This window comes from Streptomyces sp. NBC_00483 (genome assembly GCF_036013745.1).
Lineage (GTDB): Bacteria > Actinomycetota > Actinomycetes > Streptomycetales > Streptomycetaceae > Streptomyces.
In genome coordinates, this window is record NZ_CP107880.1 from 2,688,927 (window position 1) to 2,703,773 (window position 14,847).

14 protein-coding genes are annotated in these 14,847 nt (G+C 71.0%); 7 read left to right on the plus strand and 7 right to left on the minus strand.

The window, feature by feature from the left end:
• Positions 1–220 precede the first annotated feature (220 nt).
• Positions 221–1,213, plus strand: a complete 993-nt coding sequence (locus OHA73_RS11775; protein ID WP_266721243.1) for a phosphatase PAP2 family protein — start codon at positions 221–223, stop codon at positions 1,211–1,213.
• Positions 1,214–1,340: 127 nt separating this feature from the next.
• Here the strand turns inward: OHA73_RS11775 and OHA73_RS11780 are convergent, their stop codons facing one another.
• Positions 1,341–1,556: an I78 family peptidase inhibitor gene (locus OHA73_RS11780; RefSeq protein ID WP_266721242.1), complete on the minus strand. Its 216-nt coding sequence runs from the start codon at positions 1,554–1,556 to the stop codon at positions 1,341–1,343.
• Between the two features lie 377 nt (positions 1,557–1,933).
• Here OHA73_RS11780 and ctaD point away from each other — a divergent pair, with 377 nt between their 5' ends.
• Positions 1,934–3,625, plus strand: a complete 1,692-nt coding sequence (gene ctaD / locus OHA73_RS11785) for an aa3-type cytochrome oxidase subunit I (RefSeq protein WP_327655013.1) — start codon at positions 1,934–1,936, stop codon at positions 3,623–3,625.
• A 13-nt stretch (positions 3,626–3,638) separates the two neighbouring features.
• Here ctaD and OHA73_RS11790 read toward each other — a convergent pair whose 3' ends face one another.
• The 4 genes from OHA73_RS11790 to OHA73_RS11805 form a co-directional block, all read right to left on the minus strand.
• Positions 3,639–4,421 (minus strand): hypothetical protein, encoded by a 783-nt coding sequence (locus OHA73_RS11790; RefSeq protein ID WP_327655014.1) that lies wholly within the window; start codon positions 4,419–4,421, stop codon positions 3,639–3,641.
• A 56-nt stretch (positions 4,422–4,477) separates the two neighbouring features.
• Positions 4,478–5,722, minus strand: coding sequence for a glycosyltransferase family 4 protein (locus OHA73_RS11795; RefSeq protein ID WP_266721236.1), 1,245 nt, complete (start codon positions 5,720–5,722; stop codon positions 4,478–4,480).
• A 166-nt stretch (positions 5,723–5,888) separates the two neighbouring features.
• Positions 5,889–7,169, minus strand: a complete 1,281-nt coding sequence (locus OHA73_RS11800) for an ABC transporter substrate-binding protein (RefSeq protein ID WP_327655015.1) — start codon at positions 7,167–7,169, stop codon at positions 5,889–5,891.
• Entirely contained in the window at positions 7,144–7,749 is a 606-nt protein-coding gene (locus OHA73_RS11805; RefSeq protein ID WP_267070959.1) for a hypothetical protein, read from the minus strand. Before OHA73_RS11805 ends, OHA73_RS11800 begins: the two co-directional genes overlap by 26 nt.
• A 156-nt stretch (positions 7,750–7,905) precedes the next feature.
• Between OHA73_RS11805 and OHA73_RS11810 the strand changes: the two genes are divergently transcribed.
• The 3 genes from OHA73_RS11810 to OHA73_RS11820 are packed head-to-tail and all read left to right on the plus strand — an operon-like array spanning position 7,906 to position 11,828.
• Complete coding sequence (locus OHA73_RS11810; RefSeq protein ID WP_327655016.1) at positions 7,906–8,370, plus strand: hypothetical protein; 465 nt, start codon at positions 7,906–7,908, stop codon at positions 8,368–8,370.
• A gap of 12 nt (positions 8,371–8,382) precedes the next feature.
• A complete protein-coding gene (locus tag OHA73_RS11815) occupies positions 8,383–11,064 on the plus strand; it encodes an ABC transporter permease subunit (protein WP_327655017.1) in 2,682 nt (893 codons plus the stop codon).
• A complete protein-coding gene (locus OHA73_RS11820) occupies positions 11,061–11,828 on the plus strand; it encodes an ATP-binding cassette domain-containing protein (RefSeq protein ID WP_327655018.1) in 768 nt (255 codons plus the stop codon). The genes OHA73_RS11815 and OHA73_RS11820 overlap by 4 nt, the downstream gene beginning before the upstream one ends.
• On the opposite strand, the gene OHA73_RS11825 is transcribed toward OHA73_RS11820, so the two are convergent.
• Positions 11,797–12,363, minus strand: coding sequence for a LysM peptidoglycan-binding domain-containing protein (locus OHA73_RS11825; RefSeq protein WP_267070955.1), 567 nt, complete (start codon positions 12,361–12,363; stop codon positions 11,797–11,799). The two genes, OHA73_RS11820 and OHA73_RS11825, sit on opposite strands and share 32 nt — an antisense overlap.
• Before the next feature lie 110 nt (positions 12,364–12,473).
• A complete protein-coding gene (locus OHA73_RS11830) occupies positions 12,474–13,133 on the minus strand; it encodes a LysM peptidoglycan-binding domain-containing protein (protein ID WP_327655019.1) in 660 nt (219 codons plus the stop codon).
• Between the two features lie 400 nt (positions 13,134–13,533).
• Here OHA73_RS11830 and OHA73_RS11835 point away from each other — a divergent pair, with 400 nt between their 5' ends.
• Together OHA73_RS11835 and OHA73_RS11840 are read left to right on the plus strand one after the other, a co-directional pair.
• Complete coding sequence (locus tag OHA73_RS11835) at positions 13,534–14,331, plus strand: hypothetical protein (RefSeq protein WP_266721220.1); 798 nt, start codon at positions 13,534–13,536, stop codon at positions 14,329–14,331.
• A gap of 271 nt (positions 14,332–14,602) precedes the next feature.
• Complete coding sequence (locus OHA73_RS11840) at positions 14,603–14,824, plus strand: hypothetical protein (protein ID WP_266721218.1); 222 nt, start codon at positions 14,603–14,605, stop codon at positions 14,822–14,824.
• Positions 14,825–14,847: the final 23 nt, after the last annotated feature.

Genomic DNA, 14,847 nt, shown 5'->3' on the forward strand with positions numbered 1-14,847 from the left:
GGTGAGTGAACGGCCAATTCCGCACGGGCATCAGATGAACGCATTCATAAGCGTCATATAATGGGCCCCGGAAACGATCTTTGAATTCAGGAATCTTTCCTTCCGGGTGGCTGAAATCGTGGGAATATTCGGCCACCTGAGATCAATCCCACATCACATCGTCATCACAAAGCCCCTGATTCGTTCTTGTCCACCTGCCGGTCGCTGTAGCGTCGATTGGGTGCGTACCGAACGAAACCTGACCCGCCGTGTGGAGCGGGTCTTCGCCAGGCTCGATCGCGAGCCCGAACGACCGACCCATGTGGACATGCCCCACATGAGCCGGCACCGGGTCGTGCTCTTCGGGCTGACCCTGTCCTTCTACCTCACGATCGTGGTGGCGGTGCTCACCACGTCGTGGCTGGTCGCTGTCGACTGGCAGGTCATGTTCTTCCGGCCGTACCAGCAGTGGCCGGACATCCACGCCTTCCTCGACTACTGGGTCGTCCTCGGCCAGCGCGGTCCGACGGCCGTGATGGTGATGTCGTGGCTGGGCTGGCGTTCGTGGCGGCAGCACACGCTGCGCCCGCTGCTGATGTTCGGCACCTCGCTGCTGCTGCTCAACGTGACGGTGGGCGCCGCCAAGTACGGCATGGGCCGCGCCGGCCCGCACTACGCCACGACCATCGGGTCGAGCGAGATGTGGCAGGGCGGCGACATATTTCCTTCGGGCCACACCGCGAACGCGGTGGTGACCTGGGGCATCCTCGCCTACCTCGCCTCCACCCCGCGGGCCAGGCGCTGGCTGTCCGCGGTCTCCGCGGTGATCTCCCTGAGCGTCGGCCTGACCACGGTCTATCTCGGTACGCACTGGCTGAGCGACGTGCTGCTCGGCTGGGCCGCGGGCCTGCTCATCCTGCTCGCGCTGCCCTGGTGCGAGCCGCTGGTGGCCCGCGCGGAGGCCTGGATCCTCTCCTGGCGTGACCGCCTGCTCGGCCGCCGCTCCGGCGCCCGGCTGCCACAGCCGGAGTCCGAGCCGGTTCCGGTCCCGGCGCTGACCACGGCCGCCCGCACACGCGAGTCCGCCGGGGCCACCAGATCGAGCCGCCAGCTGCTCCCACAGGGCCCGCACACCCCGCGTGGCGAGCGCACACCGATCACCCCGGCAGGCAGCCGCCGACCGAACACGGAGAGACTCACGCGCGGGACGCCGTCGACGAGAACGGTGTCCTGAGCGCGCCCACAGACGGCGGGGCCCGGTACGCACAGCCAAGCCCCGCACCACGAAGGCCCCCGAACCTCTTGCGGGTTCGGGGGCCTTCGCACGCTTCAGGGGCCTTCAGGCGGCCACTCAGGGGGCCTCAGCCCTTCCAGCAGCGCGTCACCTTTCCCTCGGTGACCTCGAAGTTGAGCCGCCCGGCCAGGTACTCCATGGTGATGATCGCGCCCGGCGGCAGCTGCCTGACGGTCGACCAGCCACGCGCGCCTGCCTGTGACTCGGCACTGGGCGCGTCGAGCCCGACGTACGCGTCCGGATTGTCCTGTGGTTCCGCCGGCGGGGTGGGGATGGGTGCCATGCGGCCACGGTAGGCCGCGGGTCACGCTTTTGTCACAAGATCACGACAGTTGTTTCTTAGGAGTTCCTCACACGATCGGGCGTTCCTTGTCTCTTACTTGCTCCTTACTTTCACCCGTAACACCCGGCCCTATCGAATTCCCGCGGTCCGCCTAAAAGCCTCCGCCGGGCCGCCTCCACGAGCCCTGCACGCTTTTGCGCAATTCCCCGGACATTCCGAATCCGACGGCGGCACGGGCGAGTTGAGGCCGTCCGGGAATTGTCTGTTCATGCCAGAAACAGCGGTACGCCCTCTGTCGCCACGGGGGCCGCGCGAGCATCATGGCCTGAGTCCGCAGCAGGCCCGAGGCGCGCAGCAGAGCAGCGAGGGGGCAAGCGATGGGTACGACCGGGGTGCAGGCCGGGCCTGCGACGGTGGGGGCCGCGCGCGAGCGACGTCCGGGCCGGGTCGTCGTGGACTGGCTGACCACGACCGACCACAAGAAGATCGGCCACCTCTACCTGGTCACGTCGTTCTGCTTCTTCCTCATCGGCGGGGTGATGGCCCTGCTCATGCGGGCCGAACTGGCCCGTCCGGGCATGCAGATGCTCTCCAACGAGGAGTACAACCAGCTGTTCACGATGCACGGCACGATCATGCTGCTGCTGTTCGCGACGCCGACCTTCGCCGGCTTCGCCAACGAGATCATGCCGCTGCAGATCGGCTCGCCGGACGTCGCGTTCCCGCGCCTGAACATGCTCTCGTACTGGCTGTTCGCCTTCGGCGGCCTGATCGTGCTCGGCTCGCTCATCGTGCCGGGCGGGGCCGCGGACTTCGGCTGGTTCGCGTACGCGCCGCTGAACAGCCTGACCCGCTCCCCCGGCATCGGCGCCGACCTGTGGATCATGGGGCTCGCGCTCGCCGGGTTCGGCACGATCCTCGGCTCGGTGAACTTCCTGACCACGATCATCGGGATGCGGGCGCCCGGCATGACGATGTTCCGGATGCCGATCTTCACGTGGAACACGCTGTTCACGTCGATCCTGGTGCTGCTCGCGTTCCCGGTGCTCGCGGCCGCGCTGCTCTGCCTGGAGGCGGACCGCCGGTTCGGGTCCGTGGTGTTCGAGGCCCAGTACGGGGGCGCGCTGCTGTGGCAGCACCTCTTCTGGTTCTTCGGGCATCCGGAGGTCTACATCATCGCGCTGCCCTTCTTCGGGATCATCAGCGAGATCCTGCCGGTCTTCAGCCGCAAGCCGATCTGGGGCTACTCGATGCTGGTCGGCGCGACGATGGCGATCACGGGCCTGTCGGTGGTCGTGTGGGCGCACCATATGTTCGCCACCGGCGGGGTGCTGCTGCCCTTCTTCTCGTTCATGTCGTTCCTGATCGCGGTGCCCACGGGCGTGAAGTTCTTCAACTGGACCGGGACGATGCTGAAGGGCTCGCTGTCCTTCGAGACACCGATGCTGTGGTCGATCGGCTTCCTGACCACGTTCCTCTTCGGCGGCCTGACCGGCGTCATCCTCGCCTCGCCACCGATGGACTTCCATGTCACCGACTCGTATTTCGTGGTGGCGCACTTCCACTACGTGGTGTTCGGCACGGTCGTCTTCGCGACCTTCGCCGGCTTCTACTTCTGGTGGCCGAAGCTGACGGGGAAGCTGCTCGACGAGCGGCTCGGCAAGATCCACTTCTGGACGCTGTTCGTCGGCTTCCACACGACGTTCCTGGTCCAGCACTGGCTGGGCGCGGAGGGCATGCCGCGCCGGTACGCGGACTACCTGGCGGCGGACGGCTTCACGGCGCTGAACACCCTCTCGTCGATCGGCGCGTTCCTGCTCGGCCTCTCCACGCTGCCGTTCCTCTACAACGTCTGGAGGACGACGAAGTACGGGGTGAAGGTCGAGGTCGACGACCCGTGGGGGTACGGCAGGTCCCTGGAGTGGGCGACGGCCTGCCCGCCGCCGCGCCACAACTTCGTCACGCTGCCGAGGATCCGCTCGGAGTCCCCGGCGTTCGACCTGCACCACCCGGAGTTCGCGGCCTTCGAGAACCGGCCGCTGGAGTCAGGGCAGAAGGAGAAGGACTAGGGCCCACCGGGTCCTAGCTCTGGACCGAACTCACCTGCACGGAAAGGTCGTTGGCCCCCGTATAGTAGGCCTCCGAGGCCAGTTCGCCGCGACCCTGGACGGTCACCCGCGTCACCGGGTACGTGAAGATCGGCTTCTTGTCGGCGATGTCGTCGAGCAGCCGGGCGAGCCGCACCTGCGGTCCGTCGTCCCCCGCGGGCCGCAGCCACAGGTCCCAACGGCCCTCGCGCAGCTCGTCGTAGCCGATGCGGAGCGTGAACCGCGGTCCGTCCCAGTCCAGTTCGCCGCGGAGCACGGGGCCGCGCACCGCGCGGGAGCGGATCTCCGCGTACGCCTTCGCCGTGAAGTCGGCGCCGTAGACCCGTCCGTGCACGGTCAGCTCGCCGTCGGCGATGAGCAGTTCACCGGCCTCCGCGTGCGGCGCCCGCAGCCAGCTGCGCACGGTGAGGTTGCCGTGCTTGGTGGCGTACGGGATGCGCACGGCGACGTAGCCGCGCGAGCCGCTGGGCGCCCGGTCCACCAGTGAGCGCAGGTCGTTGACGCCCGGCATGAGCCGCACCGGCTCGTCCCCCGAGACCTGTGCGTACGCGTCCCAGCGGCCCTCGGCGAGGGAGACGCTTATCGGCAGCGACGCACGCAGCCGCCCCTCGCCGGTCGGCGTCAGCGGCAGCCGCACCGTGTGTCCCGAGGCCCGGTCGACGAGCAGCAGGTGCGCCGGGTCGGGCGAACCGTGGTCGGTGACGTCGAAGGTGAGCCCGCCGGCTGAGTCGGCGATGCAGTCGGCTCGGGGCGGCATGCGGACGCTCCTGTCGCTGTCTTCGGGGCACGGCGGTGGCGGAGCCGTGGGGGCGGTCATACGGGATGTCCCTTCCGCTGCGGCCGGAGGGCGTCGCGCACCGCGTAGGCGCCGCCGAGGAGCGAGCCGCGGGCCCGGTGCAGCAGCCCGAGGGAGCCGCGGCCGGTGAGCGAGGCGAACAGGTCCTCGTAGCGCTGGGCGATCCGCGCCGGGTCGAAGCGCTCGGAACCCCTGAGGGCGCGGGCGCTCATCTCCTGGCGCAGGGTGTCGTTGTTGATGAGTTCGAGCAGGCCGCCGGAGATGGCATCGACGCTGCCGACCTTGACGAGCCGGCCGTCGACACCGTTGTCGATGATCTCGCCGGGGCCGTGCGGGCAGTCGGTGGCGACCACTGGCAGACCGCAGCGCATCGCCTCGACGATCGTCATGCCGAAGGACTCGAACCTCGACGTCACCGCGGCGAGGGAACCTTTCGCCCACTCCGGCTCTATGGGGTGGGCGGGCCCCATGAGGTACACGTGGTTGTAGAGGCCGAGCTCGTCGATGAGCGTGCGCAGCTTGTCCTTCTGCTTGCCGCCCCCGTAGATGCGCAGGCGCCAGTCGGGCCGCTCGGCGCGCACCTGGTCGAAGGCGCGCACCAGCAGGTCGTAGCGCTTCACGGGCGCGAGCCTGCCGGCCGCCACGACCCACTTGCCGCTGCCGTCGGCGGGCGCGATGCCGGGCTGCGGAACCGGGTTGGGCATCGCCTCTATGCGCACGCCCGGGAGGCGCAGCTGCTCGCGGTAGGCGAAGGCGTCTGCCTCGGTGGTCGTGGTCAGCGCGTCGAGGCGCGGGTAGCTGCCGCGCAGTTCACGGCGGAGCTCGGTGGAGTGCGTGCCGAGGGTGAGGTGCTCCTGGCCGACGCGCAGCACTCCGCGCCTGGTGTCACGGGCGAGGTGCACATTGAGCCCGGGCCGGGTGCCGACGACGACGTCGGCGTCCAGCGAGCCCAGGTGTTCGGCGATCCGCCGGTCGGTGAGCGCGCTGTACTGCTCGTAGCGCCCCTCGCTGCGCGGGAAGACCGTGGCGGGCAGCTGGAACTCCGGGTCGTCGCCCTCGTACCCCGCGGCGCCCTTGCGCAGGTCGACCAGGTGTCGGACCCGCACGCGCGGGTCCGGCGCGAACACCGGTTCGTCCCGGTGCCGGAAGACGGATACGACCTCCACGTCGTGGTGGTCGGCAAGCGCGCTGGCAAGGTTGTACGTGGTGCGGATCGTCCCTCCGATCCCGTACGCATTGTGAATCAGGAAAGAAATCTGCATGCGCCCTCGTATCTGTCTGAACAGTCCGTCTTCTCCGCCTACCGGGTAGTTAGACGGAGATGGCCTGGCGAGGGTTGTTCCTCATCATCATGTTGTTCCTGAACAGATGCGGAATTGGTAGCTGTTTTCGGGAACCAACTGGCCAAATCACCCATCTGGGGTCACATCATGGCTGGTAGGAGAGCTGCGGGACGTCAGAACAGGTGTGCGTCATACCACCGTTCTGGGTGACCCAGCCCTTCGTGTCGGTCCATCTCGCGACCGACAGGCACGTCTCTCGAGTTCTCGGCGGCTCCGCGAGCCTCGCGAATGTCACGGGAAGCAGCAGGCCATCGGCCGAGTACCGTACTCCGCGCTCCATGAAACGGTCGACGCACGCACGCGTGACCGTCCGGCAGGAGCGGACGGCGTCCGTGAACCACATCGCGGCGGCCCAGCCCTCCAACTGCCACTGCGAGTGCGTCCTCAGATGCTTCGTGGCATCGCGGAAGGCGCGTACGGCGGGGTGCCCGGTGTCCTCATAGTTGCGGCTCGCGCCGGTGACCCACAGGGAGGCGCGGCAGTGCGGCGCGTCCTTGTAGGCGGACCGGACGGACGAGGTCCAGTTCTGTACGTTCGTGACCTTCGCGGTGACGCGGGCGCCGACCTGGTCCATGGCCTCGCAGAGCCGTGCGTTGCCGTGCGCGTCGACGGCGTCGAAGACGAGGTCGACCTTCTCGTCCTTGAGGTCGGCGGCCGCGGCCCGGAAGTTGGGCAGCGCGAAGTCGAGCTGCTCGGTGACGACGCGGTAGCCCTCGGCCTTGAGTCCGCGCGTCACCAGGCGGGCGTACGCGGCCGAAGCGGCCTGGTTGTAGGAGACGACGGCGGCGGTGCGGGCGCCGTGCTCGCGCTTGAAGTAGCGGTAGACCTCGGTGCCGCCGTACAGCTTCCCGCCCCAGCCCGGCGTCCCGTTCCGCGGCGCGAGGCTGCCGTAGATCCCGTACAGGTGCGGGTAGGTGTCGTAGGCGGCGCCGATCGGCTGACCGCCGATGTCGGGCACGCGCGCGTGGGAGACGCGTTCCGCGCCCGCGTAGTCCAGCGCCGTGGTGGCCACCAGGGCGACGACCTTCTGCTCGTCGACGAGTTTGTGCACGCAGGACGTGTTGCCGACACCGCTGCCGCCGTCGTCGCACAGGTGCACCTCGACGCGGCGCCCCTGAATGCCGCCCTGCCGATTCAGGTTCCGGAAGTACGCCTGTGCACCGTCGCGGGTGTCGGTGAAGGTGGCGCCGCCGACGGGGCTGGTGGCGCTGGTGATGATGCCGACGTGGAGGGGCGCGGTGGAGCGTGGCGCGGGCGCGGAGCGGTCCTCGAAGTCGCTCTCCGGCAGCCGGGACCCGCAGGCCGCGACGGCCACCAGGGCCAGCCCCGCGACGAGGGCCTCAGCAGCCAGGGCCCGGCGACGCATTCCCGCTCAGCTGCACCAGCGCGCACAGGGTGTTGACGGACACCTTCCAGGTGCCGCCCTGCTCGACGGACGTCCCCTTGGCATCGGGCAGCACCGTCGCGCCCTTGAGGGCGAGTGCGTACGTCACGTCCGCCTCGCTCCCCGAGGTGAAGGCGACCTTGGTGACGGTGGCCTCCACCTGGCCTCCGCGCTTGTCGCCGCTGAAGCCCTTCAGGACCGGGCGCATCTTGGCGCCGTTCTCCAGGACGGCCTCCTTCTCCTCCATCGACACCTTCGGGTCGAAGAACTTCTTCCAGTTGGCCTTGATCTCCTTCTCGGCGGCGGCCCGGTCGGCGGGCCCGCTCCCACCGGGCCGCTCCGACGAGGGCTCCTTGCTCGTGGGCTCCTCGTTCGTGGGCTCCTTGCTCGTGGTCGGCTTCGAGCTCGGCGTCGGCGGGGCGCTGTCGTCACCGCCGCTGTCGTCGCCGCAGGCCGCCAGGGCGGGGCCGAGAACCAGGGCCAGGGCGAGCGCGAGCGCCGGGCCCCGTCCGCGAGTCGCGCGAGGTGTGCGGAGTGTGCGAGGTGTGCTCCCGAAAACCATCAGGCTCACCGCCGGGTGTCGGTCCGGGGGCGGGCCGACTGGATCAGAGTGATCGGCCAACTGTCCCCGGAGCTTTCCGAGTTGGACTCCAGAAGGCATAGTGCAAGCGATCGGCGGACAAGACCAGACACACGCGCACACCAGTGGGGGCCGGCGATGCGGACTGCCCGACTACGTTCTGTGCACCCGGCCCTGTGGGCGGGGCTCGCGGCGCTCGCCGTCGGGGCGGCGCTCTGCGTGGTCGGCTGGTACGGAATGTCGGGCGAACGCTTCGCCGAGCGCCAGCTCCCCTATCTGGCCTCCTGCACGGTGCCGGGCGCGGCCCTGATCGTCGCGGGCGCGGTGCTCCTCACGTACGGCAGGAACACACTCGCGACGTCGCGCGTGGAGCGCCTCTACGAGCTGCTGGTCACGGCCGATCCGGCGCCCGACACCCTGGATCCCGCACCCCTGGCCGCCTCCAGCGGCCGGCTGCTGATGATGCCGGGCGGCACGCTGTGGCACCGCGCCGACTGCCCGCTCGTCGAGGGCAAGCCGCGGGCGGTCCCCGCGGACGCGGGCGCGATCGCGGAGGCGGGCCTGGTCCCGTGCCCCATCTGCGAACCACCCAACGGGAGTTGAGGAGTCCGGGTCGTGTCGTCCCTCACGTACGACCTCACGCTCGCCGGACTCTCGGTGGGAGCGGCGGCGGCGCTCACCGGGATCGGCCTGATCGTCACCTACCGGGCGACAGGCGTCCTCAACTTCGCGCACGGCGCGATCGCGATGCTCTGCGCGTATCTGCTGCGGCAGTTGGTCGTGGTGTGGGAGGTTCCGCTGTGGGCGGCCGCGGCGCTGGTGCTCCTGGTGGTGGCGCCGGGGTTCGGACTCGCCCTGGAACGCTGGGTGTTCAGGCCGCTGGCCGTGTCGGGCGGCGATCCGGCGCGCACCCTGGTCGCCTCGATCGGCGTCTTCGTCCTCCTCGTCGGGGCCGCGGCGCTGCTGTGGGGCACGGGAGCGCAGGAGGACGCGCCGCGGCTGCTCCCCGGGGAGCCGTGGGGGCAGCTCGCGGTGGCCTGCGCGATCGGGGTCGCGGTGTGGGCGGTGACGCGCTGGACACGGTTCGGGGGTGAGCTGCGGGCGGTCGTCGACAACCGTCCGCTGGCCGTGCTCGGCGGGATCGACGCGGACCGGGTCGCGGCGGCGGGCTGGGCGTTCGGCACGTTCACCGCGGGCCTGACGGGCGTACTCCTGGCCCCCTACGTACGCCTCGACCCCTACGGTCTGCCGTTGCTGGTGATGGAGGTCGTGGCGGTGGCGGTCGCGGCGGGCATGCGGCGACTCGGGGTGGCGGTGGGGGCGGCGCTCGCGATCGGGGTCGCGCAGAGCCAGTTGACGCGGCTGCATCCGCGCGGGTGGGCCGAGCCGCTCGTCCAGGCGGTGGGGGCGAACCTGTTCGTGGTGGCGCTGCTGATCGCGGCGCTCGCGCTGCCGGGGGTGGGCGGGAAGGGGGCGTTGCCGACGGCGGTGACGCGCCGAACACGGGCCGCTCCGCGGGAGGCGTGGCTGGTGGCGGGAGTGCTGTTCCTGCTGCCGCTCGGTTTCGCGGGTTCGGACCTGCGGACGTCGATCCAGGTCCCGGCGCTGGCATTGATCCTGCTGTCGCTGGTGTTGGTGACGGGAAGGGCCGGCCAACTGGCCCTGGGCCAAGGCGCATTCGCAGGCCTGGGCGCCCTGTTCGCCACATTGCTGGCGACGGGGCGGTTCCCGGGCCTCCCCCAACTCCCGGGACTGGCAGCCCTCTTGGTGGCGGTTCTGCTGGTGGCCCCACTGGGCCTCCTGACCGCCGCGCCCGCGATCCGGCGACACGGCCTCGCGCTGGCGCTGGCGACATTCGCGGTGGGGGTCGGGGTGAGCCGATTCGTGTTCGCGCAGCCGTACGCGACGTCGGGCCTCACGCCGCCGCGCCCCGCGGGCTTCGGGGACGACCGGGCGTTCTACATACTCGAACTCGCGCTCCTCGCTGGGGCGTTGATGGTCATGGCAGGCCTGCGACGGGGACGAGTGGGCAGGGCGCTCGCGGCGGTCCGGGACCACGAGGCGGGCGCGTCGGCGGCGGGGGTCGGGGTGCCGGCGCTGAAGGTCGCGGTGTTCGTGGTGGGGGCGGGCCTCGCGGCACTGGGAGGCGGCCTGCTGACGTTCGGCCTGCACTCCTTCGACCCGTCGGCGTACGACCCGATACGCGGCCTGCTGTGGTTCGCGGCGATAGTGGTACTCGGCGCGGACAGCCCCTTCGCCGCACTGCTCGGCGCGGGCCTCTTGGTGGGCCTGGACGCGGGAGCCCGCGGCGGCGTGGCAGCACTGGCCATCGGGGTACTGGCGGTGCTGGTGGGACGGGGGTTGGGCGTACGGGGCTGGGGTCGGGACCGTGGTCGTCTGACCGGGCGGGGGGCGGCGGCCCGGGAGATGCTGGCATTTAAAGCCCCTGCGGCGTTTGAGCAGGCCTTTCAAGCCCCCGCGACATTTCAAGCCCCTGCGGCGTTTGAGCAGGCCTTTCAAGCCCCCGCGACATTTCAAGCCCCTGCGGCGATTGAGCAGCGGGGTCCGGGGCGGAGCCCCGTGACGTGGGTACGGACGACCGCAACGAGACCGGCCCCCGCCACACTCACCGCCACCCACCTCACCGTCACCTACGGCCCCCACCCCGCCCTCCAGGACGTACGCATCCGGCTCCCCAGCGGCAGCGTCACCGCCGTCGTGGGCCCCAACGGCGCCGGAAAGAGCACCCTGTTCCACTGCCTCGCCGGAACCGTCCGCCCCGACACCGGCCGGGTCCGGCTCGGACAACGCGACGTGACCCGGCTGCCGGCACACGCCCGGACCAGACTCGGCATCGCACGGACCTTCCAACAGCTCGTCGTCTTCCCCTCGTTGACCGTGGCCGAGAACATCCGGATCGGCGCCGAACAGGGCCGCGTACGGGACCCGGCAGCCACGGAACGGATGACGCGCCTGTTCGGACTGCGGGGCGAGCAGGAGACGCGCGGCCTCCCCACGGGAACGCTGCGCCGCGTCGAACTGGCCCGCGCACTGGCCGGCGACCCGCACGTGCTGCTGCTCGACGAACCGACCGCAGGCCTCGACCCCGCAGAGGTCGCCGCCCTCGCCCGGCTCCTGCGGGCGCTCGCCGCCGACGGCGTCGCCGTGCTCGTCGTCGAACACGATCTGGACCTCGTCGCCGAACTCGCGGACACCGTCCACGTGATGGCGGCGGGCCGCATCGTGGGCTCCGGCGCGCCGGACTCCGTCCTCGACCGCACCCCGGAGCCCTCATGACGTCCGGCACCGGCACCGGCACCGACGCCGGCATCCAACTGCGCGACGCCCGCGTCCGCTACGGCCCCTTGGAGGCCCTTCACGGCGTCACCCTCACCGCCCCCGCCCACGCGCTCACCGTGCTGCTCGGGCCGAACGGCTCCGGTCGCACCACCGCCCTGCGCGCCCTCGCCGGCACCGTACGGCTCGCCGCAGGGTCCGTCGTGTGGGACGGAGTCGACGTCACCCGGCACACCGCCCACGCCCGCGCCGCGGCGGGCCTGCGTTTCGTACCCGACCGGCAGGCCGTCTTCGCCGACCTCACCGTCGCCGAGAACCTCCGACTGGCAGCAAACAAAGCGACAAACAGAGCAGCAACCAAAGCGGCAACCAAACGGGACTTCGACGCCGCCCTCGACGCGTACCCCGAACTGCGCCCCCTCCTCGCCCGCCGCGCCGGCACCCTCTCCGGCGGTGAGCAGCGGATGCTCGCCGTCTCCCGCGCCCTGCTCGCCCCCGCCCGCGTCGTCCTCGTCGACGAACCCACCCAGGGCATGGCCCCGCCGGTCGCCACCCGCACGTACGCCCTCCTGCGCGAACTCGACGCCTGCGTGGTGCTCGCCGAGCAACGCCTGCCGCCCGGCCTGCGCGGGACTACGAACGAGGCGACGGTGATCGTCTACGAACTCGGCCGCGGCACGGTCGTGTTCCGCGGCGAGGCCACCGAGACCCCGCCGCGCCGACCGGACCCGATCAGCCCGACGACTTCCCGGGCTCGGGAATGACCAACGTCGCCCCCTCCTCCAGCCGGTCCGGGTGCGACCCGATCACGTCGCGGTTGGCCTTGTAGAGCGCCTGCGCGCCGCCCTCCACCTTGAAGCGCCGCGCGATGGACGACAGCGTGTCGCCGCGCTGCACCACATGGACGCGGCCCTTGAGCCCGTACCGCTTGGAGCAGACCGGCCACGCCTCCCAGCCCTGGGTGCGCAGCACCTCCTCCGCGACCTTGATCTGCTCGGCACGGGTCGCGAGGTCGGCGCGCGGCGCGTACTTCAGGCCGCCGTGCTCCTCCCACGTGGACTGCTGGAACTGGAGCCCCCCGTAGTAGGAGTTGCCGGTGTTCTCGTCCCAGTCGTTGCCGCTCTCGCACTCCGCGAGGCAGGACCACGGCCACTCGGTCTTGGCACAGTCGTACGGTTCGGCGGCATCCGCCCTGGCGTCGAGGGCCGGCAGCGCGGTCAGTGCGAGCAGCACGCCCAGCAGGGCCGCCGCCCACCGCCGCGGGCCGTGCGCCTTCGGAAACGTAGCGGTCACGTCCATAGCGCGGACGCTAGGCAGCCGGTGTGCGGCCGCCCGTCGTGCCGCGCCGTGCCCGCCGCGTGGCCCCACCCGGTCGGCGGACCGGGTGGGGCCACGCGGCGCATGTGCGGTCAGGCGAGGCGCAGCCGCTGCCCCGGCATGATCAGGTCGGGGTCACCCCCGACCACCGACTGGTTCGCGGCGTACAGGCGCTGCCAGCTGGTGCCGTGGGCCGCGGCGATGCTGCCGAGGGTGTCGCCGCTGCGGACGACGTAGCCGCCACCGCGGGCGGCGCCGCGGTTCGTGTGGCCGGAACCGCGCTGCTTCTGCGCGGCCCGGGGAGCCGCCTCGGGCGCGGCCTTCGGGGCGGCCTTGGGCGCCGCCTTGGGCACGGCCTTGGGCACGGCCTTGGGCGCCGACTGGACGCCCGGGGCGCCGCCGTACGCCCCGGCCCGTGCCGAACATGTGGGCCATGCGCCCCATCCCTGCGCACGCTGCACCCTGGTGGCGACAGCGATCTGCTGCCCCCTGCTGGCCCGGTCGGCCGTCGCGGCGTACGCACCGCCGCCGTACGCACGCCAGGTGCCTGCCGAGAACTGAAGCCCTCCGTAGTAGCCGTTCCCGGTGTTGATCTGCCAGTTGCCACCGCTCTCGCAGCGTGCGATGCGGTCCCAGACGCCACCGTCCGCCGCTTGGGCGGGGCCGGCGAGGGCGAGGAGACCGAGCGGGGCGGCGAGGGCCACCCCGGTGAAGACCGCTGTCGTGCGAGCCATACGGTTCGGCGCGGACATGAGAATCCCTCTCGTGGACTGCTCGTTGCGGACGGCGGTGGAATCTAGGCAGCGCAAGAGGGCCACGGCAACCAACGGCTCGTCCCGCCAGGCCAGTTCGCCGTTACCCCGGGTACCGGCGATTTTCGGCCAACCGATACATACAGTGATTTCAGTATTTGTCGACCTGTCGTCCTGGCGATCTGTGACTCAGCTCACCGGTCCAACTTCCTTGGAAAACCAACAAGTTGGCGGGGAGTGACGGATTCCGGGCGGTCGTTCACGGTGTGCGCCGGATGAGGTGATTCCGTTCCGATCCGGGCGTGACCGAGGACACAGATCATCCGTTGTCCCTTCATAAGCACTCGCCTGACCGCGACCGATCACCCCGATCGGTCCAACAGATCCCTGAGGAGTCCCCGTGCCTCGCTTGCTCGACGTCAGCAACGACGTACGCGCCGAGATCGGCGACGAAGAAGCCGACCGGCTGATGGCCGGTGACAACGCCCCCGGCAGTTACGACTGCACCTCCTGTCGCACGCCCGGCGACTCGCAGCAGCAGCCGACCAGCACCGTCCTGTTCGTCGGCGACGAGACCGCCGTGCTCGCCTTCGCCCATGCCACCTGCCTGCCCTCGCAGGTCGTCCAGGTCGCGGAGGACCAGCTGCAGGGCGCCGTGCAGTCCATCGGCGGCGGGCAGGACGCCGCCGACCGGCCGGACGGCGGCACCCCGGCCGCGGCATCGCAGGCCGTGCTCGGAGTGACCAGCGGCCTCGTGCTGATCGGTGACACGACGCACCCCGCCCTCGTCGTCGAGCCGACCGGCCCCATCGCCCGCCCCGGCACGACCACGGACGGGGACGACTTCCTGCCGCTCCTGATCGAGCAGGGCTTCATGCCGGCCACCACGCTGGACGCGGTCCCCTCGGTCCTCGGCGGCTGGTCGGTGCTGCTCGCCATGGGCCAGCTGCACGCGATCCTGCAGCCCGGTACCGGCGGCTCCCCCGGCCAGGTCGCCTGGTGGCAGGCGCACCAGCCGCTCCTGGTGACGGAGGGCTGGCGGACCGCGGCGAACAAGACGCAGACGGTGCTCGTCTTCGCCGCCTCCTCCGGCTCGATCGGCCACCAGCCGCGTGAGGACCTGCTCCGTCAGGCCCTCGACAAGGCCGCGGCGAACGGCCGCCTGGTGGCCGCCGCCATGCCGCTCGCCGGCACCTGAGCCACCCCGGCGGCACCGCACGGGCCCCCACGAATGCGCCGGTCACACCGCTGACAGCCCGCAACAGCGCAGGCCAAGGGCGCATCCGTCGGGGGCCCGGTTCGTTGGCACATACGTGCACCCATACGACCCCACCTCATCCCCCGCGCCCGGTTCCACCCCTTCGTCCCGACGACACCAGCCGTATCAGAACCCCATCCCGTCGATGCGTCCCGCGGCGGACCAGCCGGGCGGCCATTCCGGAGGTGGCCACGCGGGGGGCGGCCCCTCGGTGACCCCCATCTACGACGCCCTGTACGCGGAGTACAGCCGGTCCTTCCGGACGCTGCCCGGCGACCGCAGCGGCGAGGAGGACCTGGGGTTCAGGGGCTTCGACCCACTGCACGGCCCGCGCCCGCACCATCCGCCGCGCTGGCAGCCGTACCCGCCGCAGCACACCACGGGACGGCACTACCCCGCGGCGCTGCCGCCGGGTCCGCGCCGGGAGCACTGACCTCCCCAGGGCCTAGGGCCCTT